Annotated in this window: 27 protein-coding genes; 15 read left to right on the top strand and 12 right to left on the bottom strand. The window is 52.7% G+C overall.

The features are described 5' to 3' along the window. Entirely contained in the window at positions 1–1,341 is a 1,341-nt protein-coding gene (locus tag HQL65_03610; GenBank protein ID MBF0135300.1) for an HlyD family type I secretion periplasmic adaptor subunit, read from the top strand. Between the two features lie 101 nt (positions 1,342–1,442). Here the strand turns inward: HQL65_03610 and HQL65_03605 are convergent, their stop codons facing one another. The 3 genes from HQL65_03605 to HQL65_03595 all read right to left on the bottom strand — a co-directional run bounded on the left by HQL65_03605 (position 1,443) and on the right by HQL65_03595 (position 5,018). Further along, positions 1,443–1,988, bottom strand: a complete 546-nt coding sequence (locus tag HQL65_03605; GenBank protein ID MBF0135299.1) for a hypothetical protein — start codon at positions 1,986–1,988, stop codon at positions 1,443–1,445. Positions 1,989–2,229: 241 nt separating this feature from the next. After that, positions 2,230–2,793 (bottom strand): hypothetical protein, encoded by a 564-nt coding sequence (locus tag HQL65_03600; protein ID MBF0135298.1) that lies wholly within the window; start codon positions 2,791–2,793, stop codon positions 2,230–2,232. 98 nt (positions 2,794–2,891) lie between these two features. Continuing rightward, complete coding sequence (locus HQL65_03595) at positions 2,892–5,018, bottom strand: hypothetical protein (GenBank protein MBF0135297.1); 2,127 nt, start codon at positions 5,016–5,018, stop codon at positions 2,892–2,894. 510 nt (positions 5,019–5,528) lie between these two features. Between HQL65_03595 and HQL65_03590 the strand changes: the two genes are divergently transcribed. After that, on the top strand, positions 5,529–7,022 hold the full coding sequence (locus HQL65_03590) for a Fic family protein (GenBank protein MBF0135296.1): 1,494 nt from the start codon (positions 5,529–5,531) through the stop codon (positions 7,020–7,022). A 13-nt stretch (positions 7,023–7,035) separates the two neighbouring features. Here the strand turns inward: HQL65_03590 and HQL65_03585 are convergent, their stop codons facing one another. The 4 genes from HQL65_03585 to HQL65_03570 all read right to left on the bottom strand — a co-directional run bounded on the left by HQL65_03585 (position 7,036) and on the right by HQL65_03570 (position 11,471). Beyond that, positions 7,036–8,274: a hypothetical protein gene (locus tag HQL65_03585; GenBank protein ID MBF0135295.1), complete on the bottom strand. Its 1,239-nt coding sequence runs from the start codon at positions 8,272–8,274 to the stop codon at positions 7,036–7,038. A 98-nt stretch (positions 8,275–8,372) separates the two neighbouring features. After that, on the bottom strand, positions 8,373–9,107 hold the full coding sequence (locus HQL65_03580; GenBank protein MBF0135294.1) for a sulfite exporter TauE/SafE family protein: 735 nt from the start codon (positions 9,105–9,107) through the stop codon (positions 8,373–8,375). 119 nt (positions 9,108–9,226) lie between these two features. Next, the gene (locus HQL65_03575) at positions 9,227–9,559 is read right to left on the bottom strand and encodes a hypothetical protein (GenBank protein MBF0135293.1); all 333 of its coding nucleotides are present in this window, start codon (positions 9,557–9,559) and stop codon (positions 9,227–9,229) included. 1 nt (position 9,560) lies between these two features. Next, complete coding sequence (locus HQL65_03570; GenBank protein MBF0135292.1) at positions 9,561–11,471, bottom strand: SurA N-terminal domain-containing protein; 1,911 nt, start codon at positions 11,469–11,471, stop codon at positions 9,561–9,563. A 197-nt stretch (positions 11,472–11,668) separates the two neighbouring features. Here HQL65_03570 and ribF point away from each other — a divergent pair, with 197 nt between their 5' ends. The 5 genes from ribF (at position 11,669) to HQL65_03545 (ending at position 16,349) form a co-directional block, all read left to right on the top strand. Beyond that, entirely contained in the window at positions 11,669–12,601 is a 933-nt protein-coding gene (gene ribF / locus HQL65_03565; GenBank protein ID MBF0135291.1) for a riboflavin biosynthesis protein RibF, read from the top strand. A 138-nt stretch (positions 12,602–12,739) separates the two neighbouring features. Further along, positions 12,740–13,210, top strand: coding sequence for a signal peptidase II (gene lspA, locus HQL65_03560; GenBank protein ID MBF0135290.1), 471 nt, complete (start codon positions 12,740–12,742; stop codon positions 13,208–13,210). After that, positions 13,207–13,590, top strand: coding sequence for a DUF3035 domain-containing protein (locus HQL65_03555; protein MBF0135289.1), 384 nt, complete (start codon positions 13,207–13,209; stop codon positions 13,588–13,590). The genes lspA and HQL65_03555 overlap by 4 nt, the downstream gene beginning before the upstream one ends. A 6-nt stretch (positions 13,591–13,596) precedes the next feature. Beyond that, positions 13,597–15,015: an insulinase family protein gene (locus HQL65_03550; GenBank protein ID MBF0135288.1), complete on the top strand. Its 1,419-nt coding sequence runs from the start codon at positions 13,597–13,599 to the stop codon at positions 15,013–15,015. Then, positions 15,012–16,349 (top strand): insulinase family protein, encoded by a 1,338-nt coding sequence (locus HQL65_03545; protein ID MBF0135287.1) that lies wholly within the window; start codon positions 15,012–15,014, stop codon positions 16,347–16,349. The genes HQL65_03550 and HQL65_03545 overlap by 4 nt, the downstream gene beginning before the upstream one ends. A 233-nt stretch (positions 16,350–16,582) precedes the next feature. Here HQL65_03545 and HQL65_03540 read toward each other — a convergent pair whose 3' ends face one another. After that, the gene (locus HQL65_03540; GenBank protein MBF0135286.1) at positions 16,583–17,542 is read right to left on the bottom strand and encodes a PilZ domain-containing protein; all 960 of its coding nucleotides are present in this window, start codon (positions 17,540–17,542) and stop codon (positions 16,583–16,585) included. Positions 17,543–17,586: 44 nt separating this feature from the next. Continuing rightward, positions 17,587–18,000: an HNH nuclease family protein gene (locus HQL65_03535; protein ID MBF0135285.1), complete on the bottom strand. Its 414-nt coding sequence runs from the start codon at positions 17,998–18,000 to the stop codon at positions 17,587–17,589. 489 nt (positions 18,001–18,489) lie between these two features. On the opposite strand from HQL65_03535, the gene HQL65_03530 reads away from it, so the two are divergent. Beyond that, a complete protein-coding gene (locus tag HQL65_03530; GenBank protein MBF0135284.1) occupies positions 18,490–19,209 on the top strand; it encodes a LexA family transcriptional regulator in 720 nt (239 codons plus the stop codon). A 24-nt stretch (positions 19,210–19,233) separates the two neighbouring features. Here HQL65_03530 and HQL65_03525 read toward each other — a convergent pair whose 3' ends face one another. Continuing rightward, complete coding sequence (locus tag HQL65_03525) at positions 19,234–19,725, bottom strand: C_GCAxxG_C_C family protein (protein ID MBF0135283.1); 492 nt, start codon at positions 19,723–19,725, stop codon at positions 19,234–19,236. A 42-nt stretch (positions 19,726–19,767) separates the two neighbouring features. Next, positions 19,768–20,010, bottom strand: a complete 243-nt coding sequence (locus HQL65_03520) for a DUF2249 domain-containing protein (GenBank protein ID MBF0135282.1) — start codon at positions 20,008–20,010, stop codon at positions 19,768–19,770. Between the two features lie 68 nt (positions 20,011–20,078). On the opposite strand from HQL65_03520, the gene HQL65_03515 reads away from it, so the two are divergent. The 7 genes from HQL65_03515 (at position 20,079) to HQL65_03485 (ending at position 24,204) form a co-directional block, all read left to right on the top strand. Continuing rightward, positions 20,079–20,777, top strand: a complete 699-nt coding sequence (locus tag HQL65_03515; GenBank protein MBF0135281.1) for a hypothetical protein — start codon at positions 20,079–20,081, stop codon at positions 20,775–20,777. A gap of 129 nt (positions 20,778–20,906) precedes the next feature. Beyond that, on the top strand, positions 20,907–21,218 hold the full coding sequence (locus HQL65_03510) for an Hpt domain-containing protein (GenBank protein ID MBF0135280.1): 312 nt from the start codon (positions 20,907–20,909) through the stop codon (positions 21,216–21,218). Between the two features lie 54 nt (positions 21,219–21,272). Continuing rightward, positions 21,273–21,998, top strand: a complete 726-nt coding sequence (locus HQL65_03505; protein ID MBF0135279.1) for a response regulator — start codon at positions 21,273–21,275, stop codon at positions 21,996–21,998. Positions 21,999–22,030: 32 nt separating this feature from the next. After that, positions 22,031–22,405 carry a response regulator gene (locus HQL65_03500; GenBank protein MBF0135278.1) on the top strand — a complete coding sequence of 125 codons (375 nt, stop codon included), beginning with the start codon at positions 22,031–22,033 and terminating at the stop codon, positions 22,403–22,405. A 6-nt stretch (positions 22,406–22,411) separates the two neighbouring features. Further along, positions 22,412–22,876 (top strand): D-tyrosyl-tRNA(Tyr) deacylase, encoded by a 465-nt coding sequence (locus HQL65_03495; protein MBF0135277.1) that lies wholly within the window; start codon positions 22,412–22,414, stop codon positions 22,874–22,876. 148 nt (positions 22,877–23,024) lie between these two features. After that, positions 23,025–23,507, top strand: a complete 483-nt coding sequence (locus tag HQL65_03490) for a hypothetical protein (protein ID MBF0135276.1) — start codon at positions 23,025–23,027, stop codon at positions 23,505–23,507. Positions 23,508–23,580: 73 nt separating this feature from the next. Then, positions 23,581–24,204 carry a chemotaxis protein CheX gene (locus tag HQL65_03485; protein ID MBF0135275.1) on the top strand — a complete coding sequence of 208 codons (624 nt, stop codon included), beginning with the start codon at positions 23,581–23,583 and terminating at the stop codon, positions 24,202–24,204. A gap of 12 nt (positions 24,205–24,216) precedes the next feature. Here the strand turns inward: HQL65_03485 and HQL65_03480 are convergent, their stop codons facing one another. Further along, positions 24,217–24,420, bottom strand: a complete 204-nt coding sequence (locus HQL65_03480) for a hypothetical protein (GenBank protein ID MBF0135274.1) — start codon at positions 24,418–24,420, stop codon at positions 24,217–24,219. Positions 24,421–24,592: the final 172 nt, after the last annotated feature.

Raw genomic sequence — 24,592 nt, 5'->3', positions numbered from 1 at the left:
ATGAGCGACGCCTGGCAGGAAAGTGATTTCTATCCCGAGACCGCCGCCGCCCGGCAGAGGCGTCTGCACCCTTTCTCGCACCTGTTGTTGTTTTTGATCACAGTGTTTTTTGTGGCAGCGGTGGTTTGGGCCTGGTATGCCGGCTTGGATGAGGTCACCGTGGGGAATGGGCGTGTCATTCCATCGGGGCAGGTCCAGGTGGTGCAGAATCTGGAAGGGGGTATCGTTGCCGAAATTCTTGTCAAGGAAGGCAACGTGGTGCAAAAAGGGGATGTTCTGCTCCGCATCGACGACACCCAGTTCCGTTCCACATTTCGCGAAAATCATATGCGTTATCTCGGTTTGCTCACCCGGACGGCCCGTTTGACCGCCGAGGCCGAGGGGGCCACAGAGTTTGTGCCGCCTGCCGAGGTTGTCAAAGAGCAGCCTGGTCTGGCCAACAGCGAAAAAGAGCTTTTTTTGAGTCGGCGGCGGTCGTTGGAGTCCAGCCAGCGTATTTTGCGCAGTCAGGTGGAGCAGAAAGAGCAGGAGATTGTCGAGCTGACCGCATCTCAAAAGCAGATTGATCGCCGTCTGAGCATGGTTCGCAAGGAGTTGACCATCACCGAACCGATGGTCAAACAGGGGGTCATGTCCCAGGTGGAGCTGCTGCGTCTGCAACGCGAAGCCGCCGAACTGGAAGCCGCCCATGAAAATGCTACCCTGGCCATTCCCCGAATTCGGTCTGCCCTGGAAGAGGTGCGTTCCAAGGCCAATGAACCCCTGTTGGAGTTTCGCAAGCAAACCCTCATCGATTTGAATACGGCCAAGGGGGAATTGAACAGCATCCGGGAGTCCATGACCCCCATGGAGGATCGGGTGACGCGCACGGCGGTTCGGTCACCTGTGCGGGGCACGGTGTTGCAAATCAAGGTCAGCACCATTGGTCAGGTGGTTCGTCCCGGTGTGGATCTCATGGAAATCATGCCTTTGGAGGATTCTTTGCTGATCGAGGCCCGCATCCGGCCTGCCGATATTGGTTTTCTCCATCCGGGTTTGAAGACCATGGTCAAGTTTACGGCCTACGATTATTCGATTTATGGCGGGCTGGAAGGGGAACTGGTTCACATCAGTGCCGACACCATCGTCGATGACAGCGGCGAACGTACCGAACGGGGCGAGCATTTTTATCGGATTCAGGTGCGCACCCAAAAAAATCATCTTGGCTCCCCGGAAAAACCCCTGCCCATCATTCCCGGCATGGTGGTCGTGGTGGATATCATCACCGGCAAAAAGACCGTCCTGGATTATCTACTGAAACCCATTCTCAAGGCCAAATCCAATGCCTTGCGGGAACGGTGAGAATGTTTTCATCTTTTATTAAGGTATTGGCATTTTGTATAGCGGATGATATGCTTGTCCTCAACCATCCCCATTGGCGGCTTTTTTATTTAAATTTTTCTTTAATTTTTATAAGATTTAGTAATAATCAATATTTTATCGCATTCTGCACTTTTTACATAATTTAAACTTCTGGATCTTGCATTGCAAAACGACCAATAATTTATTGCGTTTTTTGTAGGGTCTTTAAGAAGTTCTTCTTGTATTGCTTTCTCTTTTGGCCATTCATAGTATATAGACTCATTAATATTGTATATTAACATATGTAACAAAAGTGGAATTAATTCTACTGTCACCCAAAGAATTTTTCTTTCCCATCCTTTTATTTTATAAACAATAATCGGAAAAATAATTAATGACAAAAAATAAATAAATACGCATAACGTTAAAAAAAATGAATACATCCTATCTTCATTACATTGGCTACCTCCACGTTCACATACTTCGACATATTCACGATTTTCCATGCAGACTTCGCTGTCTTTAATAATGAATGGGTAATCTGCAGATTCAATTATTTGAATTGTAGCATTTAACCATATGGAAAGCACACACAGTTTAAAAAATATAAAGACTAATGTGCCTATTTTATTTGGTATATGGCGCATTTATTGGCTCTCGTATTTTATAATTTCAGCGTATTTACGGTGAATAAACATTAAAAAGATTGCGAAAGACGCATTCGTGATGTGTTATAGGTATATATCTTCCGCGAAGTTTGTGAATACCAGTTAAGAAAAAACATTTTCATGATTGTAGAAAATTTAGATGTAGGTCTTTTTGATGAATTATGCATCATCTTGGTAATCCTTTATTGTGAATTCTGTGTTGCATGTTTATTTATAAATGTCAATGAATCACAATTTTTTCTTTAAATTTTTCTTTATTTTTATAAGATCTAATAATTAGCAAAACTGTTTTGCAGGAACCTTCAGCATCTTCAACATATTCATATCTTGCCTCGCAGTATGACCAGAAATTTATTGCATTTATTGTAGAGTTCATCACAAGATCTTCTTGTTTTTCACTTGATGTTGGCCACTTGTGATATACTGATGAATTAATATTATATACTAAAATATAACACAAAATTGGCAACAACTCTAAAGCAACGAGTGTAATTTTTAATTTATCTTTTTTAACTGCAAATATTATAAGAACACAGATTAATGAGATTATGTACAATAGAATAATAAACAGATAAAACAAAATGATTATTACATCGCTATTATCATTATAATCACCTTCACTTTTTATATATTCAATAACTCTTTCTCTATCTTCTTTAATAATAAATGAATCATCAGCTAATTCTATTGTTAGTTTAAAGAACATTGCCCATAATATAAGTAAAAATAATTTTACAACCATAATAAATTTAGATGCTGGCTTTTTTGATGGATTGCGTTTCACTATAATAATCCTTTATTGTGAATTTTGTATTATATGGAACAATGAGAGATGCACAGGATTTACCATTACCGGCATCTCTCATGTTTCCGTTTTTCCAGTTACTCTCTCAGCAACCCCGGATCCAACAATTTTTTCATATAAGGGATTTTTCTCCATAAGTCTCTTCCATAACTGGTTTTGCCACCACCGATAAATTCAGTATCCAGATCTGCTGCGGTTTTTTTTGGATTTTTAATTGTATCGTGAGGTCCCTTATTGTAATAATATCCCATACGCTTGACCTGTTCTTCGTTCCAGTCACCGCCTTGGTGATCTGGATACATTTTGACAAAAAAGTCTCTGACATGTCTGGCAGAAACATCCAGATTATAAGCTTTACTTTTCTGGAGCCTGTCGAGGATCTCTGCTTGAATTTTGGGATCATACGCATCCAATCCCTCAACCTCGGCAACTCTTCTGATCTGGATGGAAACATCGCCTGCTGAGGTTTCTAGAGGAGTTTTCTTGATCTTATCCATCCAATCCGGAAAATTTTTAATGGTTTCTGGTTCCAGGAAACCATGAACCACCTTACGTACTGGATAAGCTACATTATCAATCCAATCGGGATCCCCACCCACCTCTGAGAAAGCAATTCCAGCCAAGACCTCTGGTGGAATACCATATCTTCTCGCCGTAATATTTATTGTGTTTTTATGGCCTCGAATCCACGCATCTTTCGCATTTCTTAAATGCGTATCTTGTGCGCCATCTGGGTGATATCCAAGGTTATCGTAGTCTATTTTTCTGTTTTCCTCCCACGCTTTTTTCATTCTATCTTTCTTCTCAACATCCATCTCGAACTGATCATTGACGGTTTGATATATATCTTCGGCTTTCTTCTGCACCGTATTTACCGTTTTTTTTGCCGAACGATACATGTTTTCCGCCTTCATTTGAACAGCATCCAACGCTCCCCAATTGTGCTTCGTTCCTTCTTCCCGGAGCAGAGCTTCGTATTGTGGCAAGGTTATCTGGTTGTTCGCAAGTGGTCCTTCGTATCCAGGTGGAACCACCTCATAACCAAGATCATCCACCTGTTTTCTCGTTTCCGGGTCAACCACGTCATGGAACAAGTCATGGTATTGTATATCCTTGGACGGTATTGCCTTCAATGCTGGATGCAGTTCTATTGCTTCAGGTTGTTTCCGGTCCGTTGTCCCCACTGTCAAGGCGTATAGAGCAGGAAGTTCTGATTGAAAAATCTTCCATGGCAATTTTGGATATAGACCGTTTGGTTTCAAAGCATAGTTGAATACGAACGTGCGCTTCTCCTGGTCATCGGTCTTTTGGTTGGTTTGATACTGGGGGCCTGCATTATCATGCAAATAGTCATTCGAGCCAGGGTCCGGCGTGGCATCGGAAATGGTTTCCGGTTCACTCTGGCCGTATGCCCCATCCAGCGCAGCATATTGATTGAATCGCGCAGCTTGGGCGCGCTTCATGATTTGGTCAGTAAACAGTCCGTTGCGAGGAATAGACCAGGAAGTATGGGCGACAGAAGGATCATGCATCCCTGGAATCCGTACACAGTCATCAATGCCATATCCTCGTGCAGATTTTCTGGCGGAGGGATCGCCCCATTCCCCTTGTTGTATAGAGGAATATCCTGAATCATCAGCATGTTGCTCACCGACAAGGCCAGCACCCATTTCCGCAAGGGATTGAGAGGGTTTGGGTGTGATATCAACGACGTATTTCGGCTTTTTGGCAGGCAGAGGTTTGCGATCAAAAGGATTGTCGGTCGGAACAGGATCCGTTCCTGAAAATGCCGACGGATGGGTGGTGGTTGTGGAAAGAGATTGGGTATTCTGGACGGTTGGTTCCTGGTACAACTTTTTAAACTGGTCGATCATGGGACCGTATTGCTTGTTGAATGGCGCAATGTTGGCAAACTCCTGATCAATTTGCGCAACCTGGTCCCAGTTTTTCATCTGTTGGGCGTATTTCTGGTCCTGTCGCCGCGCTGCCAACTGCGCGGGATTGTCCGTGAGCCGGGAGAGTACATAATCCGGGGGTGGCAATTGACTCTTACCGAGAATATTGCCCAGTCCCATGTGGAGTCGCCAGGTGGCCACGCCTTGGCCGAAAGGTTCGTTTTGGGTATGAATTTGACGCATACCGTCCCAGAGTTTGTTGGCGGCCCAGGGGTTCATGGGATTGTTCTCATCGTCACGAATGCTCATGTTCAGTTCCTATTCTATGCGAGGTTGGTTTTGCAAGACAATAAAAATCACCCAATCGCCTCCGGAAATTTTTCCGAAGACACGGCAAAATGCCAGGCTGTTTTGATGGCCCGGTTATGAAAATGCCCAATCAACAATAAACCCCTCCAGGAGACCTGGAGGGGTTTATGTCACGAATGCAACCTGGGTATGGTGAAATCCCGCCCGGTACGACCGGAACACAGGGGTTCCATGAGCCTCTGGCAGGTTACAGTTGGGACTTGCAAAGACTTTTCATAGTCTCGTGTCAAATGATGGACGAAATTGCGCCCCCCGGCAAGAAGAAAAATGATTGTTTTGTTCTTTTTTTTTCCAAACTGCACAGGGTGCGGAGACTCGGTTTGATGTTAGAATATTCCACATCTAAAATACCTGTGCCGGGATGATGGATCAAGGCAGGTGCCGGGATCATGGATGGCCTGGTCATGATCTTTATGAATTGTTTCACGTTTTTCGGGGGAGATATGCCGCATGTATGACTTCATTGTCAATCCGGAAGAGATTGCCCATCTGGAAAACATGGAACTCAGAGCGCTGGCGGAAATCTGGCGGGAGCGCAAAGGGCAATTGCAGGAAAGTGGAGAATATCAGGAATTTTTGAAAAAAATGCAGCGTGAATGGGCGATTGAAACCGGCATCATTGAACGGCTGTATACCTGGGATCGTGGTGTCACAGAGACCTTGATCGAGCAGGGGATCGAAGCGGCCCTGATTGCGCATCGTGGCGGTGTCCACCGGGAGGAGGCCGAACATATCTCTTCAATGATCAAGGATCATTACAACATTGTCGAGGGGCTTTTTTCTTTTGTAAAAGATGAGCAGACTTTAAGCGAACATTATATCAGGACCTTGCATGCCGAATTTACCATACATCAGGACTCTATCGAGGCCCAGACAGAGGATGGCCGACCTGTGCGGCTTCCCTTGCTGAAAGGGGAGTACAAGAAACAGCCGAACAATCCGCTTCGCCAGGATGACACCATCCATACCTATTGTCCGCCAGAACATGTTCAACAGGAGATGAACAACCTGGTTTCCTGGTACAAGGAGTGGGAAGAAAAACAGGCTCCTCCTGAATTTTTATCAGCCTTTCTTCATCATCGCTTTACACAGATACATCCTTTTCAGGATGGCAATGGTCGTGTTGCCCGTGCCCTGGCGAGTCTGGTGTTTTTGAAAAGCGGCTTGTTTCTCGTGGTGATCCGGGACAGGGATCGCAAGATGTATATCCAGGCGCTTGAAAATGCGGATCAGGGAGATTTGAAACCTCTCTGCGACTTGTTTGCGTACAATCAGCGGGAATCGATACTGGCTGCGCTGGGGATCGAACAAAGCGTGCATCAGGCACGCCATGCCGAAGAAATTCTTGCTTCCGGGTTGCAGCTTCTCAAGGAGCGGTTTGCCTCTGAAACCAATCGCATGGACAGGGTTTTCGAGTATGCTGAAACACTGCGAAAAAAGACCGAGAACCGTTTTGCTGCAATTGTGGATACAATGAATACCGAACTGTCTGCCCTCACGCCACCTGGGCTACCTCGTGCCTACCGTGCCTTGCGAGATTCCCAGGGAAACCATTCGGAAAAACGTCAGTATTTTCGGAATGAAATTATTCAGGTGGCCGGGAAATACAAATATCACGTCAATTTTTCAAAAAACTGTTCCTGGGCATCCATGACCATTCAGACAATGAATCATTTTCAGTTTGTCGTGGCACTGCACGGTATGGGTCCGGTCCACAAGGGAATCATGGCTGCGTCCGGTTTTACCTTGTTCAGGGTGCCCCGTGAGGGACAGAAAGGGACAGAAACCACGGACATCCAGCCTGCATCACCAGATTATTTCCAGTTCAATTATGTCGAGTCGCAGGAAAGCGTTGAAAAACGTTTTCAGGAATGGCTGGAAAGTTCGCTTGCCATCGCTCTTGCCGAATGGCGGCGCTCCATTGCCAGGGAAGTGGCAACATGAAGCGGATCAGGGATCAAATGGCCCATAATTGACTCAGGCAATCCGGCCACCAGTAGACGGTCTCTTCATCCTTGAGGGTGAGACCGGCGATGGGACCGTCCTGGGAGAGAACAAAGGCCACACAACTCGGACAATGACCGATGAAATTGACTGCCGAGTTGTGCCGGGTACCATAGTGGGAGAGGTTGACATCGACGGCGACGCCGTTTTCCTCTTCGGGACCATGGACGGTCTTGCGCAACCAGCGAGGGGCGACGAGGAGAGAACCAAATGATTTGACCCGCAAGCGGTCGGTCAATATCAGGGCACCATCGACCCGGGTCATCTGGGCCAACAACTCGATGTGTTCGACGATACGGCGCTTGCACTCCAGAATGGTCTCTTCCACAATCCGTGAATCCACCAAAGGATTGCCTGCCTTGCGCTGGGCGGCCTCTTCCTGGCGTTTCAACTCCATGTCGCACAGATCGGCAATCAGGGGTGCCCCTTCCGGAATGCGGGCAATGGTGGTGGAGGGGAGAATCAAATCCTGCGCGGCTTCGAGGCGATCCTCGGGGACCCAGATGATGGTACCACCATGACCCCGGTTGCGGGATTCGACGAGCAGACGGTCCACAAGGTCCCGATAGGTTCGCCAATAGGTGACGCCAAGACGCCGGAATTCCGGATGACCCTTGACGACCTTGAGCAGACTCCATCCCATGAGGCTGGCCGTGAAAGGGGCCGAGGTGGGGCGGGTAAAACGCCCGGAATTGAAACGGGCAATGATCCGTCGCCCACGAAAAACCGACAAGGATCCGGGTTTCCAGGTGGAAATGGTCAATAAATCGGGAGGCGTAAACCCCTCGGAAAGGGCGTCGAAACGATTGCGGCCACGAATGCTGGCAAAAACCCCTCCCCAAATGTGCAGAGGTTCCTCCTTGTCAACCACCGGGGAGACAGCCAGGGCCGTGGTGATGGGATCAAAGGCCGCCGCCAGCTTGACGATGGAGTCCACTGTAAACGGCAAAGGGTCCGCCAACTCGAAAACGACACTCTCCCCCGACCATCCCGTGTCGTTCAGTTCCCTGGGATCGACATAAGAGACACTGATCTGGACAGGCCGATCCTCTTCGCGTTTCAGTCCGGCCAGAAAGACCCGCTCCAGAATGCACTGAACGTGAGCCGGGGAGATGCGGGAACCAGGTTGCTGGCTCTCCTCGATTTGCCCCCAAAGTGTCGATATCTGCTCGATGATTTGTGAATTGAACAAGGCCCGCAATCCTGGCAGGGAGATGGAATGGCATTGTCTCTGGCAACGAAAGCATCATAATTCTTGACGAAATTTTGTAAAAGGTCCAAGGGAATCATTCACCCGGAAAAAAACTGGCGCAGCATGACCGCCAGGCCGGAGAGGGCGGCGAGCAGCAGGACGGCAACCCGGGTGCTGCCCCGGTCAAGCCAGCGACTCAACGGGCCGGAGAGCATGAGGCCCAGGATGGCGAAGGGAAGGAGATGCATGCCCTGCCAAAATTCATCGGGGCCGAAGCGGCCAATGGCATGGAGGATGGAGAGCGAGATCAGAGAGCCGGCTGTAAAGGCGAGAGCCAGCGTGCCACGCAGTTGGGGACCGGGGAGATCCTGAAGGGCAATGGCCAGGGGCGGTCCACCCATGGTCGTGGTGATGGACATGAATCCGGCCAGAAAGCCGGCCGGGAGCAGGGTGACCGGCCTGGGACGCATGCGCAAACCGGAAAAGGAAATGCCCACGGCAATCAACACGGCACAACCAAAAAAATAGGCCGTCTCCCGGGGAGGCAGAAACACCAGGGCATGGGAACCCAGCCAATAACCAGGCAACAGACCCACCACAATCCAGGGGAGTCCGGCAGGACGCCCCATGCTGCGACGTTCGCGAAACGTGGTGGCCAGGGTGATGCCAAGGCTGATGAGGGTGAGAGGTCCCGGAATGAGTTGCGGTTGCACAAGCATGGCCACAGGTGCTGCAATCAGGGCATATCCAAATCCCACGCTCCCCTGAACCACGGCACCAAGAAAAATGACACCGGCCATCATCCACAGGGCTGGATCGGAAAAAAAGGCCATGTCAGGAAGGTTTCACGGGTTGTTGGCGAGATTCATGTATTGGAAAACAGCAAGATAACGATACTCGAACCGGCTGCGACAAAAAATCAAACGAGAGCCTTGATAAAACAGATGCCGCTTCAATGCGAATCGAGAGACAGGACAGGCAGGGTTGCGTGTCCCAGGGCAATATGCTTGTCAAGGGTGGCCTGGGAACGCACTGTTCGCCAGTGGTTGGCCTCCTGACGCAACGTATCAAGGCGTTGTTGCAGGGTATCTCGCGTTGGGGCATCCAGGGTTTCCGCCAGACGGGTTTTGATCGTTTCAGCCTCGGCACGCAAGGTGCGCAAATGGTGCAATGCCGTCAGTTCGTCAGCGGTGACGGCCTCCCGTGATGCACAAAAGCCGCCTGCAATCCGCGCAGACGCGGCGTCAACGATGGGAATGGTGATGGGCGGACGCTGGCCCTTCATGTTACAGGGAATCCAGAACTTTATGATTGATCTTGATCTCTGTCTGTTGGCGCAGGCCAGCCAGAAAACGGTCCCATATCTCCTCGCCCAGCTCGGTACGGAAGGCATCGAGCATTTTTTGATTTTGTGGGTCGTTGCCGGCGGCAAGCGTGGGATGGTGGATGCCGGAGAGGCGGATTACAGTGTAGATGTCGCCATCGCGTACCACGGTTGGGTAGAGGGGATTTTCCATGGTCAATTGAAAGGCGGCCTGGCGAACGGCAGTCGCCGGTGGTTTTTGCCCCTTGCCTCCGTAGGTGAACGGTTCGGATTTCCAGCCAGTCACGCCAACCCGGAAGGAGTTGGCCTCATCCCACGGCTTGTCGCCTTTGCGTAAGGCCTGGAGCAGGGTATCCATGGTTTTGCGGGCATCCTGGTCGGCCTGTTCCCTGCGCACCCGCTTTTCCACTTCGGTCTTGACCTCTTCCAGTTTTCTGGTCTGGGGTTCCTGGCGGTCCAGCACCTGCACCACCAGGAAGGAACCATCTTCCAGTTCCATGGGTGGCGAAACACCCCCCTTGGCAAGGGAAAAGGCAGATTCCAAAAATTTTGGCTGCTTTTCGACACCTTGCAGTTTTGGATCATCCCGTTGGATGAAACCGGTCTCGTGGTAAGCGAGACGGAGATCCTTGGCCATGTTTTTCAATTCAGCGGCTGCGGCCAACTGGTCGTCCATGACGACGGAACGGGCATAGATGGCATCCTGGATTTTTTCATCCGTGAGTTTCCGGCGAATGTCGGCACTGACCTCGGGCAGGGACCGGACCGTGGCTGGCTGGATGCGCTCCACCTGGAGCAGATGATAGCCAAAATCGGTCCGCACCGGTTCGGATATGGCTCCCTCGGTCAGAGAGAAGGCTGCCTTTTCAAATTCAGGTTGCGTGACGCCCCGGGTCAGAAAGCCCAGGTCACCGCCCTGGGCTGCCGTGGCATCGTCGGAGAGTTGACGGGCAACGTCAGCAAAAGATTCTCCACCCTGGATACGGGTCCTGGCCTGACGAATTTTTTCCAGTGCCTTGGCGGATGATTGTTCGTCGGCGGTAGTCTGGGCGAGAATATGGCGGATCTTGCGCGATTCGCTGGTTTGGTGGTCGGCTTGATGGTCCTGATAATGGGCCTCGATTTCCTGATCGGATACCTGAATATCGTCACGCACGCTCGCGGCATTCAGGGTTGCATAGGCGACCTTGACCTGCAAAGGAGTCATGAATTGGTTGACATGTGCGGTATAATACGCCTGGATGGCGTCGGGCGTGATCTTGACCTCTGCTTCGAGAATGTGTGGATCCAGGGTCAGGGTCTGGACGGTTCGCTCCTCGGTTTCCATGTGCAGCAGGTCGTTTTGCAGTACTTTGGGGATGCCGGGAATTTGATTCAGGGTTCCTTCGAGTTGAGACATGGCCATATCGACCGTCAGATTGGCTTCATACTGGGTTGGGGTGAGATGCTCCCGGTGGAGGAGGGCACGGTAACGCTCTTCGTCGAAGTGGCCGTTGGACTGAAAACCCGGGGTGGTGGCAATCACGGTGCGTAAATGATCGGGGGAGACCGTGAGACGCAGACGACGGGCCGTGTCCTGGACCAGAAGACGGTGCATCATGCGCGCCAGGAACTGCTGTTTCAGACCCAGAAGTTCAGCGGTTTTTTTGTCCAGTTTGCCACCGGAGTTTTGCCGGAGATTGTCAAAAAATGTATCGTAGGCCCGCTGAAACTCCCGGGGTGAGATGTCATATCCCGCCACTTTGGCGACGGGTTCTTCCGCTGCCCGCTGGGCGTAGTCGCCGATTCCCCAGATGCCAAAGGAGATGGCCAGAAAGACCAGGAGAATTTTGATGACGATGCTTTTGGCACTTTTGCGCAAGACGTTCAACATGGAATCCGGCTCCCTTCAGGCACCAGGACAATCTGGCAGGAAGAGCAATTTAATCCGGTCTGTCGCGCATTTCAACCTGCATCCTGCGTTGACTGATAAACCGGCATTGGGTAGCTTCCTCCCCTGATGTGGTTCCTGGTCGGTGGAAACCGATGGTCGTGGAGGACGTTGGTCAGTGAGGTCGGCACGAATCCTGTATGCAAATCATGCGTGGTATACAAAATCTTCCGGAAGATTTTCGGGGTGCGGTGGTCACCATCGGCAATTTTGACGGGGTTCATCTGGGACACCATGCGGTTTTTCTGACCTTGCGGGAATTGGCGCGGCACCATGACGCCAAGGCCGTTGCCATAACATTCGAGCCGCATCCGAAGCGTCTGTTGTTTCCGGCGGGTGCGCCGCCGCGCATCACCGGCTTGCGTGGCAAGGCCAGACGCATGGGGCAGCATGGTGTGGATGGCATGTTTGTGGTCCGGTTCACTCCCGAAGTGGCGGCTCTCAGGCCGGATCACTTTGTGGATCGTTTTCTGGTGGAGGCTCTCCAGGCACGCGAGGTGCTGGTGGGGTTCAATTTCCGGTTTGGTGCCGGGGGAAAGGGAACCTTCGCCCTGCTCCAGGATCTGGGCAACCGGTACGGTTTCGGGGTGCATCGTCAGGAGGCCTGTCAAATCGAAGGCATCACCGTCTCTTCCACCCGGGTTCGGGAGTTTGTCCAGTCTGGCGATTTTGCCATGGCCGAACGGTTGCTGGGAAATCCGTTCGAGATTGAGGGTCGCGTCGTGCATGGTCGCAGCCGGGGACGCGGCCTCGGGTTTCCCACCGCCAACTTCCGGCTGGATGGACTTCTCCATCCGCCACCAGGGGTTTACGTCGTGGAGGCCCTGGTAAACGGAGTCTGGCTGGCGGCGGTGGCCAATCTGGGTGATAATCCCACGTTCGGTGGAGAAGGTCTCCGATTGGAGGTTCACATGCTGGTTCCCTGTGGTGATCTGTACCGTCAGGTTTTGAGAATTCGTTTCCGTAAGCGCCTGCGGGATGAAATTCACTTTCCGGATCCCGGTGCCCTGCGGGCCAGGATTACCCGGGATGTGGCTGAGGCCCGTGCCTGGTTTACGGATCATTCATGTTGATTTGTAAAAAGTTCTCTGGTGATTGCCTGTGATGCGGAATTTTTGTAAAAGCCGGTATTTGTGGTGTTTCCTCGCGCCGGAAGGTCGGGAGAGTGGCATGGGACATGACATCGTGTCGTATCATGACGGCCTGCGACAATGACCAGTTTCGGTATGGCTCTGGCGTTCGTGGTCCTGGTTGCGGATCAGGTCAGCAAGTGGCTGGCGGTCCATACCCTGCAACAGGGCAGTCTGATCATCCTGCCCGGATTTGTCGATCTGGTGATTGTACATAATGTGGGAGCCGCTTTTGGTCTCTTTACCAATCTGCCATCCGCATGGCGGGTTGGTATCCTGGTAGGGGTGGCTTCCCTGGCCGTTGTGTTGATGCTCCATCTCATCCGTCAGGCCACAAACTACTGGTCAGTCACAGCCCTGGCTCTGGTTCTGGGAGGAGCAGTCGGCAATCTTGTTGATCGTCTGCGCTTCGGATGGGTGGTGGACTTTATTCACCTTCATTGGCATGATCTCTCCTGGCCGGTCTTCAATGTGGCGGACAGTGCCATTACCCTGGGGATTGGTTTGTTGCTCTGGGAACATTTTTTCCACGCAGGAGATGCGCAATCATGAGATCAACGGGGTGTCTTTCCTTCCTGGCTTTGGCCCTGCTGCTGACCGGTTGCTCCGGCAAATTCCGCCTGCCATGGGAAAATGACATGCCGGACATCAACCGGATTGCGACAAGGGAACCCTTGGAAATTCCACCGGACCTGGACCTGCTTCCCCCCTTGCCGGGGAGTGCCGGTACGGGGGCGGGGACCATGGACGCCAAATCCAGGAGTGGGGGAGAATCCCAACCCAAAACGGCTGGCACCGATACCCTGACGCAGGATGTGCCGCCGACGGCCGGCAACATTTTGTTCGGTACCAGGGTTGCCAAACAGACAGATCCGGTGTCACGCGATCAGAAAGAAAAATTGCCGGGGTGGATCAAAAAACGTGGCGAGTGAGGTGTCATGATCTCCTGTCGGAAACGGTTTGCCGGTTTTGTCGGATTGGGTGTGTTTGCCGGCCTGTTGCTGTTTTGCGCCCTGCCTGTACAGGCAGGTGCCGCGCAAGCCGAGACAGTGCATGCCGCCACCCTTGCCTATCGGGATTTTACCCTGGACAACGGTTTGCGGGTTGTCCTCCTCCAGGAAAAACGGGCACCGGTGGTGGTGGTTCAGGTCTGGTATCGTGTCGGTTCGGCAGATGAAGTGGCCGGCCAGACCGGTTTGGCCCACATGCTGGAACATATGATGTTCCAGGGAACCCGCACGCTGGCCCCGGAAGAGTTTTCGTCCATCATTGCCCGCCACGGCGGTGTCGATAATGCCTCCACGTCTCAGGATTATACCAACTATTACATCAAGTTGGGTTCAGAACATCTGGATCTGGCCTTGCGCATGGAAGCGGACCGCATGCGCAACCTGGTCCTGAAGGAAGAAAAATTCATTTCCGAGAACAAGGTGGTTCAGGAAGAGCGACGGATGCGCACGGATGCGGTCCCTGCGGCACGGATGGTGGAAAAGTATCGGGCCATGGCCTACCAGGTCCATCCCTATGGACGGCCAATCATTGGTTGGATGGCGGATATCCGCAAGCATTCGGTGGCGGCCATGCAGGCCTTCTACCAGAAATATTATGCTCCCGACAATGCCACCCTGGTGGTGGGAGGGGATCTGGAGTTTGCGGCGGCAGAAGAGCGGATCCGGCACCATTTTGCCTCTTTGCCTGGCACTGGGCAGCGTTCCCGTTCACCGCTTACCCAGGAACCGACCCCCTCAGCCCAGAAACAGTTGTATGTTTTGGATCCGGAAGCCAGAATCCCCGTGTGGATGGTCGGCTTTCTGACACCAACCTTTGCCGACATCCAGGCAGAGAGTGATGCCTTTGCCCTGGAAGTGGCGGGTACCATTCTGGGAGGGGGGTTGTCCAGTCGCCTCTATCGACGCCTGGTGACCGAAGAAAAATTGGCGGTCTCCGTCAGTGCGGATTATGCCAGCCTCAGTCGGGATCCGGTTTTGTTCATGATTCAGGTCACACCCAGGAAGGACGCATCCTTGATACGCCTTGAAGAGATCGTGCGTACTGAAGTCGAGCGCCTGGGACAGGAACCGGTTCCGGAACGGGAGTTGGCCAAAACCCGGAATTCGATCATTGCCGAACATGTCTATGATCAGGATTCGATCCATTCCCTGACCTGGAACATCGGGCGGGCCATCACGAGCGGTGTTGACTGGAAAAAAATGCTCATCGACTATCCGGACCGGATCCGTACCGTGACAGCAGAGGCTGTCCAGAAGGCCGTCGTGCGTTATCTGAAACCAGACAGGTGGATTGTGGGGGTGTTGCTGCCCCTGCCAACGCCAACGCCCAGGAAGGTACAGGAATGATTCGGCATCTCCTGATGACTGTGGTGGGTTTGCTGCTGGGAGTCGGACTTTTGCTCCGTCCGGTTTATGCTGGTGAGATGAATTTTTCTGCCCATGAATTCGTGACCTCCCGGGGGATGCGAGTCCTGCTCGTGGAGAGTCATACCAATCCCATGGTTGAAGTGCGTCTCATGGTCCGGGCCGGCAGTGCCTATGATCCTGTCGGCAAGGAGGGGTTGGCCGATGTCACGGCCTGGCTGTTCAATGAAGGGGCCGGGGAGAAGACCGCCGAAACCTTCCAGGAACAGCTCGACTTTTTTGGCATTCGTCTCCAGGGGCTTGCGGCAAGAGATTTTTTTCAGGTGAGTCTGACCACGTTGACTGCCTATCTGGATGAGGCTTTCAAAAGCCTGGGCTTGGCCCTTTTGCAGCCCCGTTATGATGCGGACGCCCTGGCGCGGGCCGTTGCCGATAAAAGATCCGATCTGATTCAAGAAAAGGAAAAAGCGACGGTTCAGGCAGAACGCCTCCTTTATGCAATGCTCTATGCCGGACATCCCTACGGTCACCCCATCAATGGAACCTTGCAGAGTCTGGAGAGTATTTCACTGGAAGATGTGCGCCGGTTTCGGGAAGAGGGATTCCGTGGGCCAGACATGGTCATGGCGGTGGCAGGCGATATCGATCAACAGCGGCTTCAAGAGTTATTGGAACGCCATTTTACAAGTATGGACAATCGGCCTTCCTCGTGGCCGGTCATTGCGCCGGCTGTTGTGGCGGCGCAGGGGCAGACCCGGCATCTGGACCTGGATGTTCCCCAAACGGCGATTCGTCTGGGGCGGGTCGGCATCAATCGTCAGGACCCCGATTTTTATGCATTAACGGTCATGGACCATATCCTGGGGGGAGGATCGACCAGTCGTCTGTTCAAGCAGGTTCGGGAAAAAAAGGGGTTGGCGTATTCGGTTTCTTCGGCTTTCTCTCCGCTCAGTGCGTTGGGACCTCTGGTCTTTGCACTGGAAACCAAAAATACTTCCGTTACGGAGGCCCTGGGCCTGGTTCGCAAAGAGATCGAACGCATGGCCCGGGAAGAGGTCGAACAGAAGGAACTGACGGATGCCATCCAGTATCTGACCGGATCTTTTCCCTTGCATCTGGATGGGTTGGACAAGCTTTCTGCCACCTGGGCGGCGATTGGTTTTTATCAGCGCGGGGCGGATTATCTTGTAAAGTGGCCGGAACGGATTCGAGCTGTGACCCGGGAAGATATCGCCCGGGTGGCCCGGCGGTTTCTGGATGTCGAGCGCTTCGTGACGATCACGGTCGGCGGAAAGGAAAAGAAGACAACGGAATGAAGCGGTTGTGAAAAGTTGTAACTGTCCACCACCCGGCAACGGATTGGGGTCCAGGGGGCTGGCTCCCTGGCAGGTCCAGGACAGAGTCCTGGTGGGTTCGGGGCGAAGCCCTGATAAAGGCTTTCATATCCAGGTTTCTCTTGCAAGGGTGCTGAATAGTGACGAAAAGTTCATTTTGGCGACCAGCAATCTGCCAAATCGATGTATGACAACCCCGCCGGGGTTGGCCGGCTTCAACCGATAATCGAAGATTTTTTCTTTTTTTTCAGCACCATGAGTTTTGATAATTCCGAAGGTTTTTTCTCATCGGCTGCATTCTGGGGTGATTGGGCCTCCTTTTGCCGGAGATTGGCCAGAAAAGCCTGCTGAATACGGGCGACAATGTTGTTCAGGCGATCTTCCTGACTCCTGTTGACCTGGTCCAATTGCATGCCGACCCGGATGGAGTTGGCGGGCAACGTGGATCCGGGTTGATGGGGGACCGGTTCATGGTTGCGGACATAACCAACCAGATCCAGTTTGGCTGTATCCGGGATTTCCAGGGAGAGGTTGAGTTTTGCTCCGAGAGAGGGGAGATCGGTCGGACCGGGGAAAATGCAGGAAATGCCACCGAAGCTGATATCCTGGAGCCTGGGGGTTACTATTTTTTTTCCGGGGAGCTGCACCGTCAATTTTGCCGGGTAGTCTGGAATGACCTGGACGCGGTAGTGGCGCCTCTGTCGATAGGAACCCAACTCGACAGGCAGGGAAAAGCGCAAAAGGGTTCCCTCGCCGCCCTGACAGGTTCCCTGGAATAAAATTTTTCCCTCAATGGTTTGCATGCGGTTGAAAAAACGCAGGGTCAGGGGAATATCCGGATGCTTGCGGAGCTGGACATTACCGATGGGTGGTTCCATGGGGATCAGGAAAATATTGTCTTTTGGATTTACCGGGGTGCCTGGACCGCTGGCTGGGTTGGCTGGTTTTTGTTCTGTCTCTACCGGTGGACGACCTTCTGCTGCTGTTGTTCCGTCTGAAATAGGGGGGGGTGCCATTCTGGAAAAATAGATCCGCACCTGCTCGCCGATTTGCAGCTCGACTTTTTCCTGATGCAAGAGGCAGAGTTGCAGAAGTGATCGGATGCGGTTGGGTTCATTGATGATTTCATCATAGTTGATGGGAGAATTTTTTTCTTGGATTTCAGGTTCTGGCATGGTTGATTTCTTTCAACAGGACAGCATGGTTGATTTGTAACACATCAATTTTTTTTAATCATCAAGTTACGCAGGTTTGCGAAGGGTGAATGGGTGGCAGGAGCGGGGGTTTCTTCCGGCGCATCGGCCAAGCCCCCTGCGGTCAGATGATCATGATAGCGTGCATGTTCATTGTCATGGCAATAGATGCATAAATTTTCCCAATTGCTGCCGTCGGGTGGATTGTTGTCGTGATTGTGATCCTTGTGGTGAACTGTCAGCTCGTGGAGCGTTTCCCGGGTGAATTGACGACCACAACGGGTACAAACCCACGGATGGATTTTCAGGGATTGATCCCGATAGCCGCTTTCCCGGGTGCTGCGAGAACTGCGGGCTTCGGCGACGATGGCGTCGCTTTTTTCCGGACGATTCTGTCCACGTTTTGGCCGAAGGTTGCCGAATGATCTGGTCGTTGCCATGAATTGATAACCCCATTTATTGATTTTGGTGGCCTCTGGCGCTGGTGAAACAGCCGCATGGTCTTATATCCGGGAATAAAAATCCATGGATGCAAGGCACGGACGCGGAAATTTCTTCCTTTGTGAAAATTTTTTCAGTAAACTCTTTCTAAAGTAATCCAGACCCGTCAACCAGGCGATGGAATGGGGTATGACAGGTTCTGTCCGTGCAAGGAGAAAAAAAAAGACCCTTGATGAAAATAAATAGTTTAAATAACCTGAAAGTGTATGTATACTCACAGACGATGAATCGATGGAGGGTGACTCTCCCCCAGAGTCATAGGCAAGTCGTCCTTGAGGGTTTATTGCAATTTGCAATTTTCGGTTTGCAGTTTGAGATGCAAATTGCAAAAAAGATGGCGCTTACATTCCGGAAAATCAGCGTAACGTACTAAGTTCCAAGAGATTTGGTTCCTCTTTCAACACCCCAACGATAAGAAGCAGACAACCATGAATCTGAATCTGAAGCAGCCGAACAAATTGAGCAGTCGTATCCGCATTGCGCGGGAACACGCCGGGTTTACCCAAAAAGAATTGGCCGACCGCGTGGGAATCAGCCAGACAGCAGTTCATAAACTGGAATGTGGCCGTTCCAGATCCTCCCGGCGCACGGTGGCCATTGCCATGACCTGTGGAGTGGACCCGGTGTGGCTGGAGACCGGACAGGGCGACATGGTGGCCGGTGGTGGCATGAGCATGGCCATAGGGATGAATCTGCCCTCTTACAGTAATGAGCCGTTGCCGGCCGTGGCAGAGCAGGCCGAAACCTATCGGGCTGAAGAGGTCGATTCTCCGTCCCGGGTGCCCCTGATCACCTGGGAAGAGGCTGTCAACTGGGGCAAGTCCCTGATTTCGCCGAAGGTGGCCAACTGGGTCTCCGCCGTACACAAAATCAATCCCCTGGTGTTCGCCCTGAAAGTCAGCGGCGACTCCATGGAAATCGAGTTTACGGAAGGGGATATCGTCCTGGTGGACCCCACGAAGAAACCGGCCCACAAACAGTATGTCGTGGTGGGTCTGGCCGGAGAGGACAAATGTACCTTCAAACAGTTGATCATCGACGGTGGTCAGCGCTATCTGAAGCCCTTGAATCCACGCTATCCAATCATCTCCATCGATGAAAAGACCATGTTTTGTGGCGTGGTCGTTGCGAAATTCAAGGAGTTCTGATTTTTTGGTCCAGGCCGACCCGTTTTATGATGGATCATCCTGGTCGTCATCCAACTGCAGGTCATGGAAGCCAACCTGGAGAATGGTCCGGGCGAGCATTTCGGCCATTTTCCGGGTATGCTCCTTACAGAGGCCCTTTTCCTCTCCCTGAGCCTGCCAGCGCGTCAACAATTCCTGACAAGAGTCGGTTCCGACGCTCTCCATGAAACGCTGGTGGAAAATTTGCGCCAGGGTGTATGCTTCCTCTTTTGCATCCTCGTCGCCGGGTTTTTCGCGCCCGGCGACAATACCAATGGCCAATAAGCCGGAGGTCAGCACACCACAGGTCTTTTTCAATTCGGAAAAGCCGCCATTCAGCGGTGTGGCGATCCGGGTGATGGTGGCCGGGTCAAAACGGTGTGGCGCAAAGACCTCGGTAAAGGCCTTGACGATGGCTTCGGCACAGGAATAATGCGTATCAGCATAGTACTTCCGGGCCAGCGTGCCGACCCTGTGAATGACTTCCTCTTCAGTCATGCCTGAAATACCTCGCGACGCGGATGGATGCTTGAAAAATCTTCATCCCGGGAGTGGCCGTTGAATGGTCAGGATGACCAGGTCGGGGGCCTGTTGCTCGGTATGGACCTCAAGCCCTCGCTCGGCCAGCCTGGGATAGAGAAGACAGGGAACACGGTTGTGATGCACAATCAGACGCTCACCCGGGGTCAGGGTGGCGGTGTATTGCATGATTTGCAAAAGAGGCTCCGGGGCGGGCAGATCACGCACATCCAGGAACCGTGTTGCCGGTATTTCCGAAGCCATGGCAGATCCTCTTCTGTGGGCCATGAGTGGGCTGGTTTGACGATGATCTTAAGCGGATGGTGTCGTTCATGACAATATCTGACAAGGAAATCATTCCCGGTTTGCCGATTTTTTTGGATCTGAGGCAACGAGCCTGCCTGGTGCTGGGCGGGGAAGGGGAGGCCGTGCCCAAAGTTGGGGCACTGCTGCTCGCCCAGGCGCAAGTCCTCATTCTGGCTGAAAAAATCGATCCATCTCTGGCAACAAGAGTGGCCGATGGATCTTTGCAATGGTCACAGGAACAATTTCGTCCAGATCACCTGAATGGGATATGGTTTGTCTTGAGTACCTCGACCGATCCGATCCTCAACTCGACAGTCCAGGCCGAGGCACAACGACGCCAGATTTTCATGAATGTCGTCGATCAACGCCAGTATTGTTCCGCTTTGTGGCCGGCAGTCATCCATCGGGATCCGGTAACAGTGGCTTTTTCAACGGGTGGAGCCAGTCCGGCATTGGCCGGTTATCTGCGGCGTCATATTGCCAAGGCGCTTCCTGAACATATGGGGGCACTGGCAACATGGCTCGGTGCCTGGCGGCAAACCATCTCGACACATCTTCCGAATCTATCAGAACGAGGGCGTTTTTGGCAGAGTATCCTCGAAGGTGGAGTGGCAGAGCGCTTCCTGGGTGGCGATATGCCGGGTGCAGAAGCCATGATCCGCCAAAAGTTGCAGCAGGTTGTGCAAGAGGAACTTGACGCGACGAAGAAACCGGGGCATTTTTAACGACCCAACCTTTTTTGCAAGGGGACTTTCATTTTTTTTCAGTGATTGCCGTCTATCAGTTGAAAATTGCTTTTTTGATTTTGTTTTCCGATGATCAGGCGGTTAACAAATGCGAATGGGGGGTGTTCCATGGGAGCAGATACCGAAAAAATATTGGTTCGCATTGACAAGGATCTGGCAGAGATCGTCCCGGGATATATCCAAAATCGGTGGCGCGATGTGGATGTCATGCGCCAAGCCATACTGGCAAATGACGTGAATGGTCTCCGGATTATCGGTCATCGCATGAAAGGGTCCGGGGCGGGTTACGGGTTTGATGTGATCACGGAGATCGGCCGCAAGGTGGAAAATGCTGCCAGAGATGGGCATATTTCTGAAATTTCACATGAAATTGACGAATTGGTGGCGTACCTGCAACGGGTGGAAGTCTGCTATGATTGAACCGATGCCTCTTGATTCACATCTCCGTGTCCGGTGTCCAGGACCTGAATGACCATGGAATCCGCAAGCCATATTCTGGTGGTTGATGACGACCCGGATATACGGAAGCTCGTGGGGAGTTGTCTGGAAAAAGAGGGGTATCGTGTCACCACATCCCCGGATGGGCGGGGTTTGGAGCGTGGTGTTGAACAGGTGGACCTGATCATTCTCGATCTTGTCCTGCCCGGAGAAGATGGTCTGGTACTCTGCCGGAATCTGCGTGCCCGCTCCAGCATTCCAGTCATCATCCTCAGTTCCAAAGGCGAAGAGATGGATCGGATCATTGGCCTGGAAATGGGGGCTGATGATTATCTGCCCAAGCCTTTTCATCCGCGTGAATTGTTGGCTCGGGTCAAAAGTGTCTTGCGACGGACTCGATTGTCCCCGGAGCAAAAATCCGAAGATCTCGATGACATCATCTATGCTTTCTCGGGCTGGAAACTGGATGCCCTTTCCCGGAATCTCACCTCTCCAGAAGGGGTGTCGGTGGCTTTGACAGGGAGTGAGTACCTCTTGTTGAGCATCTTTTTGAATCATCCCAATCGGGTGTTGTCGCGTGATCAATTGTTGGACTTGACCCAGGGTCGCGGAACCGACCATTTTGATCGCACCATCGATATGCAGGTCAGCCGGCTGCGACGCCGGTTGCATGATGATCCGCGTACACCACAATTGATCAAAACGGTGCGGAGTGCCGGATACGTGTTTTGCTCCAGAGTGGAAAAAGAACGCAACGGATAGTCGTACAAAGGGTGGGGGCAGGGAGGTGGAGCGTGGCGCAGATTCTCGTCATGGATGATGATCCTGTCATTCGTCAATTGTTGTCGGCAATCTTGCTGGAAGAAGGGCACACGGTGCGCGTGGCACCTGACGGTCGTGCCGGCATGGCTCTTTACAAGGAGATGCGGCCTGATGTGGTGATCACCGATCTGCTGATGCCGGAACTGGATGGTGTCGGTGTGATCCGGGAACTGCAAACCCTGGAACCCCGGATGCGCATCATTGCCTTGTCGGGTGGGGGGCGGGTTCTCACCGCAGAAACGAGCCTGGATGTTGCCAGACGGTTGGGGGCCTGCATCATGGTTGCCAAACCGTTTACATCCCAGGAAATTTTGGCGGCTGTTGCCGCAGCTCTGCAACCGGGTTGACGGGCGATGCGCCTGCTCGTGCAACGGGTTTCGCAGGCGGCGGTGCGGGTCGCTGGTGCGGAAGTGGCACGGATTGGTCAGGGCATCCTGGTATTTGTGGCCGTGGAACGCGGGGATGGCGAGGAAGATGCACAGCGTGCCGCCCGCAAAGTGGCCGGTTTGCGCATCTTCGCCGATGCCCGGGAACGCATGAACCTCTCCTGCCGGGATATCCAGGGAAAAATTCTGGCCGTCTCCCAGTTCACGCTGGCGGCTGATTTGAAAAAAGGGTATCGCCCCTCCCTGGGGGGGGCCGAGGTTCCGGAGGTTGCGGAACCTCTGTTCAATCGTTTCTGTGCGTTTTTGGAAGGCGAAGGCGTCGTTGTGCAACGGGGTGTGTTCGGCGCACATATGGACGTGGAGCTGGTGAATGACGGACCGGTGACTTTCTGGCTGGAGTTTTCACCGATCTCTTCAGCCTCCAGCCTTTGAATCGCGACCACTTTGATCTCTCTGTTTTTCCCATTCCAACTTTTTGTTCGTCCAGATTGCCGGGAGGATCAAAAGCAATTTACCTGGACCGGTGAAGTCGGTACCATATACCCTTCTTTCCAACAGGGATCCGGGAGGCAGAGAGTTTATGGCCAAGAAAGTGGGTACACTGGAAGAGGCACAGGCGCTGGTTGATGCCTTGTATCGCAAGGCTGAAGAGACCAATCGGGAACTGGAACAGGCGATTCAGCATGCCCGCAGCAATTTTGCCGTGATCGAAAAACTGGCCGTGTCGAGTCAGGAAATCGGCAAGGCGGTCAAGGTGATCAAAAACATTGCCGGACAGACCAACATGCTGGCTTTGAATGCCTCCATCGAAGCTGCCGGTGCAGGTGAGGCGGGCAAGGGGTTTGCCGTGGTGGCCAACGAAGTGAAGGATCTCTCCCGGCAGACCGCCGAGGCCACCAACATGATTGCCGAGCGGGTGGATGAAATCCAATCCAATGCGTCGGAAGCGACCAGTACCGCCGGGGAAATGATCCAGAGCATCCAGAGGATCAGCACCGCCAACAGTGAAATATTCCAGACGGCTGGTATCGGTCTGGGAGGGAGTGGCGCGGGGTTGGATTGATGCCGTACTGCATGATATCTGTTGGGGGGCAGCCCCTGGCTGCTTGTGTGGGGCAGGGGAGGAGGGGGAGGAGATGAAACCTGAACTGAAGAATTTGATTCTCCAGGCTGCGGAAGATTCGGTCATGGAGATTGTCAATACCATGTTGTTTCTGGATGTGGTGCCCGCCCAGGGGGTGGCCAAACCCTCGGATGTGCCCCATGTGGCGGCCCGGGCCGAGGCCTCGGCCATGGTGGGCATGAATGGGGGCTTTAATGGTGGCGTGCGTCTGGTCACTTCCAACAAGGTGGCACGGATTCTGGCCGGTGCCCTTTCCGGTGAGGGGTATCGCACCCTGACGGATGAGGCCAGGGACGGTTTTGCCGAACTGGGCAATATGATTTCCGGTGGCATTCAAACGCGCATGGAAGGGTTTGCCAACTGTGGTCAGATCAACCTGACGCCGCCGACCGTGATTGTCGGCGCTGATTATGAAGTGGACTACCGAAGCGATCTGGAAAGCATCCGCAAATTTTTTCGTTTGCAGGAAGAGCCTTTCTTCGTCGAAGTTTTTTACGTGATCGACAAAAACGCCCAGGTCAATGTGATGTTGAGTGAGGATCTGGTCCGGGACCTGGATACTGTGGCCAAAAAACTGGGTGGCGGCTCCCGGTCTGAAGTGATTGGCTGGCTGGTGCAGCGCGCCCTGCACGGTTGATCGTATTGTATTCTACTTTTTCTTTTTGACCGGGGTGGAAGGTTCGGTGTCAATCAAGAGGTCGCTGTTGGAGTAGCTGGTTTCTTTGCGGACCGCTGCTGGAGCGGGGGAGGGGGTTGACGCCGGAGGGGGCATTGCAGGTGGGGTTGCCTGAGGGGCCGGTGGGACCGGGGATGCCGTCGAGGTTGCCTCTGTCTCCTTTTTCTTTCCGGGCATCTGATCTTCTGGTTTCCTGGTTGCCGGATCTGCGTTTTTTTCAGGAGCCGGTTCCTTGCTTGATTGGGGAGCCGGTTCCTTGTTTGATTCGGAAGCCGGTTCCTTGCTTGATTGGGGAGCCGGTTCCTTGCTTGATTGGGGAGCCGGTTCCTTGCTTGATTGGGGAGCCGGT

The sequence above is a fragment of the Magnetococcales bacterium genome, from assembly GCA_015228935.1.
In the GTDB taxonomy this organism is placed as follows: domain Bacteria; phylum Pseudomonadota; class Magnetococcia; order Magnetococcales; family DC0425bin3; genus HA3dbin3.
The sequence above is the reverse complement of the archived record's forward strand: the minus strand, read 5'-3'. Positions and strand labels throughout refer to the sequence as shown.

Coding starts and splice junctions, on each gene's coding strand:
- HQL65_03540 (MBF0135286.1), bottom strand. CDS start 17,542: ATGCCAGAACCTGAAATCCAAGAAAAAAATTCTCCCATCAACTATGAT.
- HQL65_03610 (MBF0135300.1), top strand. CDS start 1: ATGAGCGACGCCTGGCAGGAAAGTGATTTCTATCCCGAGACCGCCGCC.
- HQL65_03590 (MBF0135296.1), top strand. CDS start 5,529: ATGTATGACTTCATTGTCAATCCGGAAGAGATTGCCCATCTGGAAAAC.
- HQL65_03480 (MBF0135274.1), bottom strand. CDS start 24,420: ATGCCCGGAAAGAAAAAGGAGACAGAGGCAACCTCGACGGCATCCCCG.
- HQL65_03505 (MBF0135279.1), top strand. CDS start 21,273: ATGGAATCCGCAAGCCATATTCTGGTGGTTGATGACGACCCGGATATA.
- HQL65_03545 (MBF0135287.1), top strand. CDS start 15,012: ATGATTCGGCATCTCCTGATGACTGTGGTGGGTTTGCTGCTGGGAGTC.
- HQL65_03595 (MBF0135297.1), bottom strand. CDS start 5,018: ATGAGCATTCGTGACGATGAGAACAATCCCATGAACCCCTGGGCCGCC.
- lspA (MBF0135290.1), top strand. CDS start 12,740: ATGACCAGTTTCGGTATGGCTCTGGCGTTCGTGGTCCTGGTTGCGGAT.
- HQL65_03550 (MBF0135288.1), top strand. CDS start 13,597: ATGATCTCCTGTCGGAAACGGTTTGCCGGTTTTGTCGGATTGGGTGTG.
- HQL65_03580 (MBF0135294.1), bottom strand. CDS start 9,107: ATGGCCTTTTTTTCCGATCCAGCCCTGTGGATGATGGCCGGTGTCATT.
- HQL65_03485 (MBF0135275.1), top strand. CDS start 23,581: ATGAAACCTGAACTGAAGAATTTGATTCTCCAGGCTGCGGAAGATTCG.
- HQL65_03495 (MBF0135277.1), top strand. CDS start 22,412: ATGCGCCTGCTCGTGCAACGGGTTTCGCAGGCGGCGGTGCGGGTCGCT.
- HQL65_03530 (MBF0135284.1), top strand. CDS start 18,490: ATGAATCTGAATCTGAAGCAGCCGAACAAATTGAGCAGTCGTATCCGC.
- ribF (MBF0135291.1), top strand. CDS start 11,669: ATGCAAATCATGCGTGGTATACAAAATCTTCCGGAAGATTTTCGGGGT.
- HQL65_03605 (MBF0135299.1), bottom strand. CDS start 1,988: ATGCGCCATATACCAAATAAAATAGGCACATTAGTCTTTATATTTTTT.
- HQL65_03575 (MBF0135293.1), bottom strand. CDS start 9,559: ATGAAGGGCCAGCGTCCGCCCATCACCATTCCCATCGTTGACGCCGCG.
- HQL65_03525 (MBF0135283.1), bottom strand. CDS start 19,725: ATGACTGAAGAGGAAGTCATTCACAGGGTCGGCACGCTGGCCCGGAAG.
- HQL65_03570 (MBF0135292.1), bottom strand. CDS start 11,471: ATGTTGAACGTCTTGCGCAAAAGTGCCAAAAGCATCGTCATCAAAATT.
- HQL65_03510 (MBF0135280.1), top strand. CDS start 20,907: ATGGGAGCAGATACCGAAAAAATATTGGTTCGCATTGACAAGGATCTG.
- HQL65_03535 (MBF0135285.1), bottom strand. CDS start 18,000: ATGGCAACGACCAGATCATTCGGCAACCTTCGGCCAAAACGTGGACAG.
- HQL65_03555 (MBF0135289.1), top strand. CDS start 13,207: ATGAGATCAACGGGGTGTCTTTCCTTCCTGGCTTTGGCCCTGCTGCTG.
- HQL65_03515 (MBF0135281.1), top strand. CDS start 20,079: ATGACAATATCTGACAAGGAAATCATTCCCGGTTTGCCGATTTTTTTG.
- HQL65_03520 (MBF0135282.1), bottom strand. CDS start 20,010: ATGGCTTCGGAAATACCGGCAACACGGTTCCTGGATGTGCGTGATCTG.
- HQL65_03490 (MBF0135276.1), top strand. CDS start 23,025: ATGGCCAAGAAAGTGGGTACACTGGAAGAGGCACAGGCGCTGGTTGAT.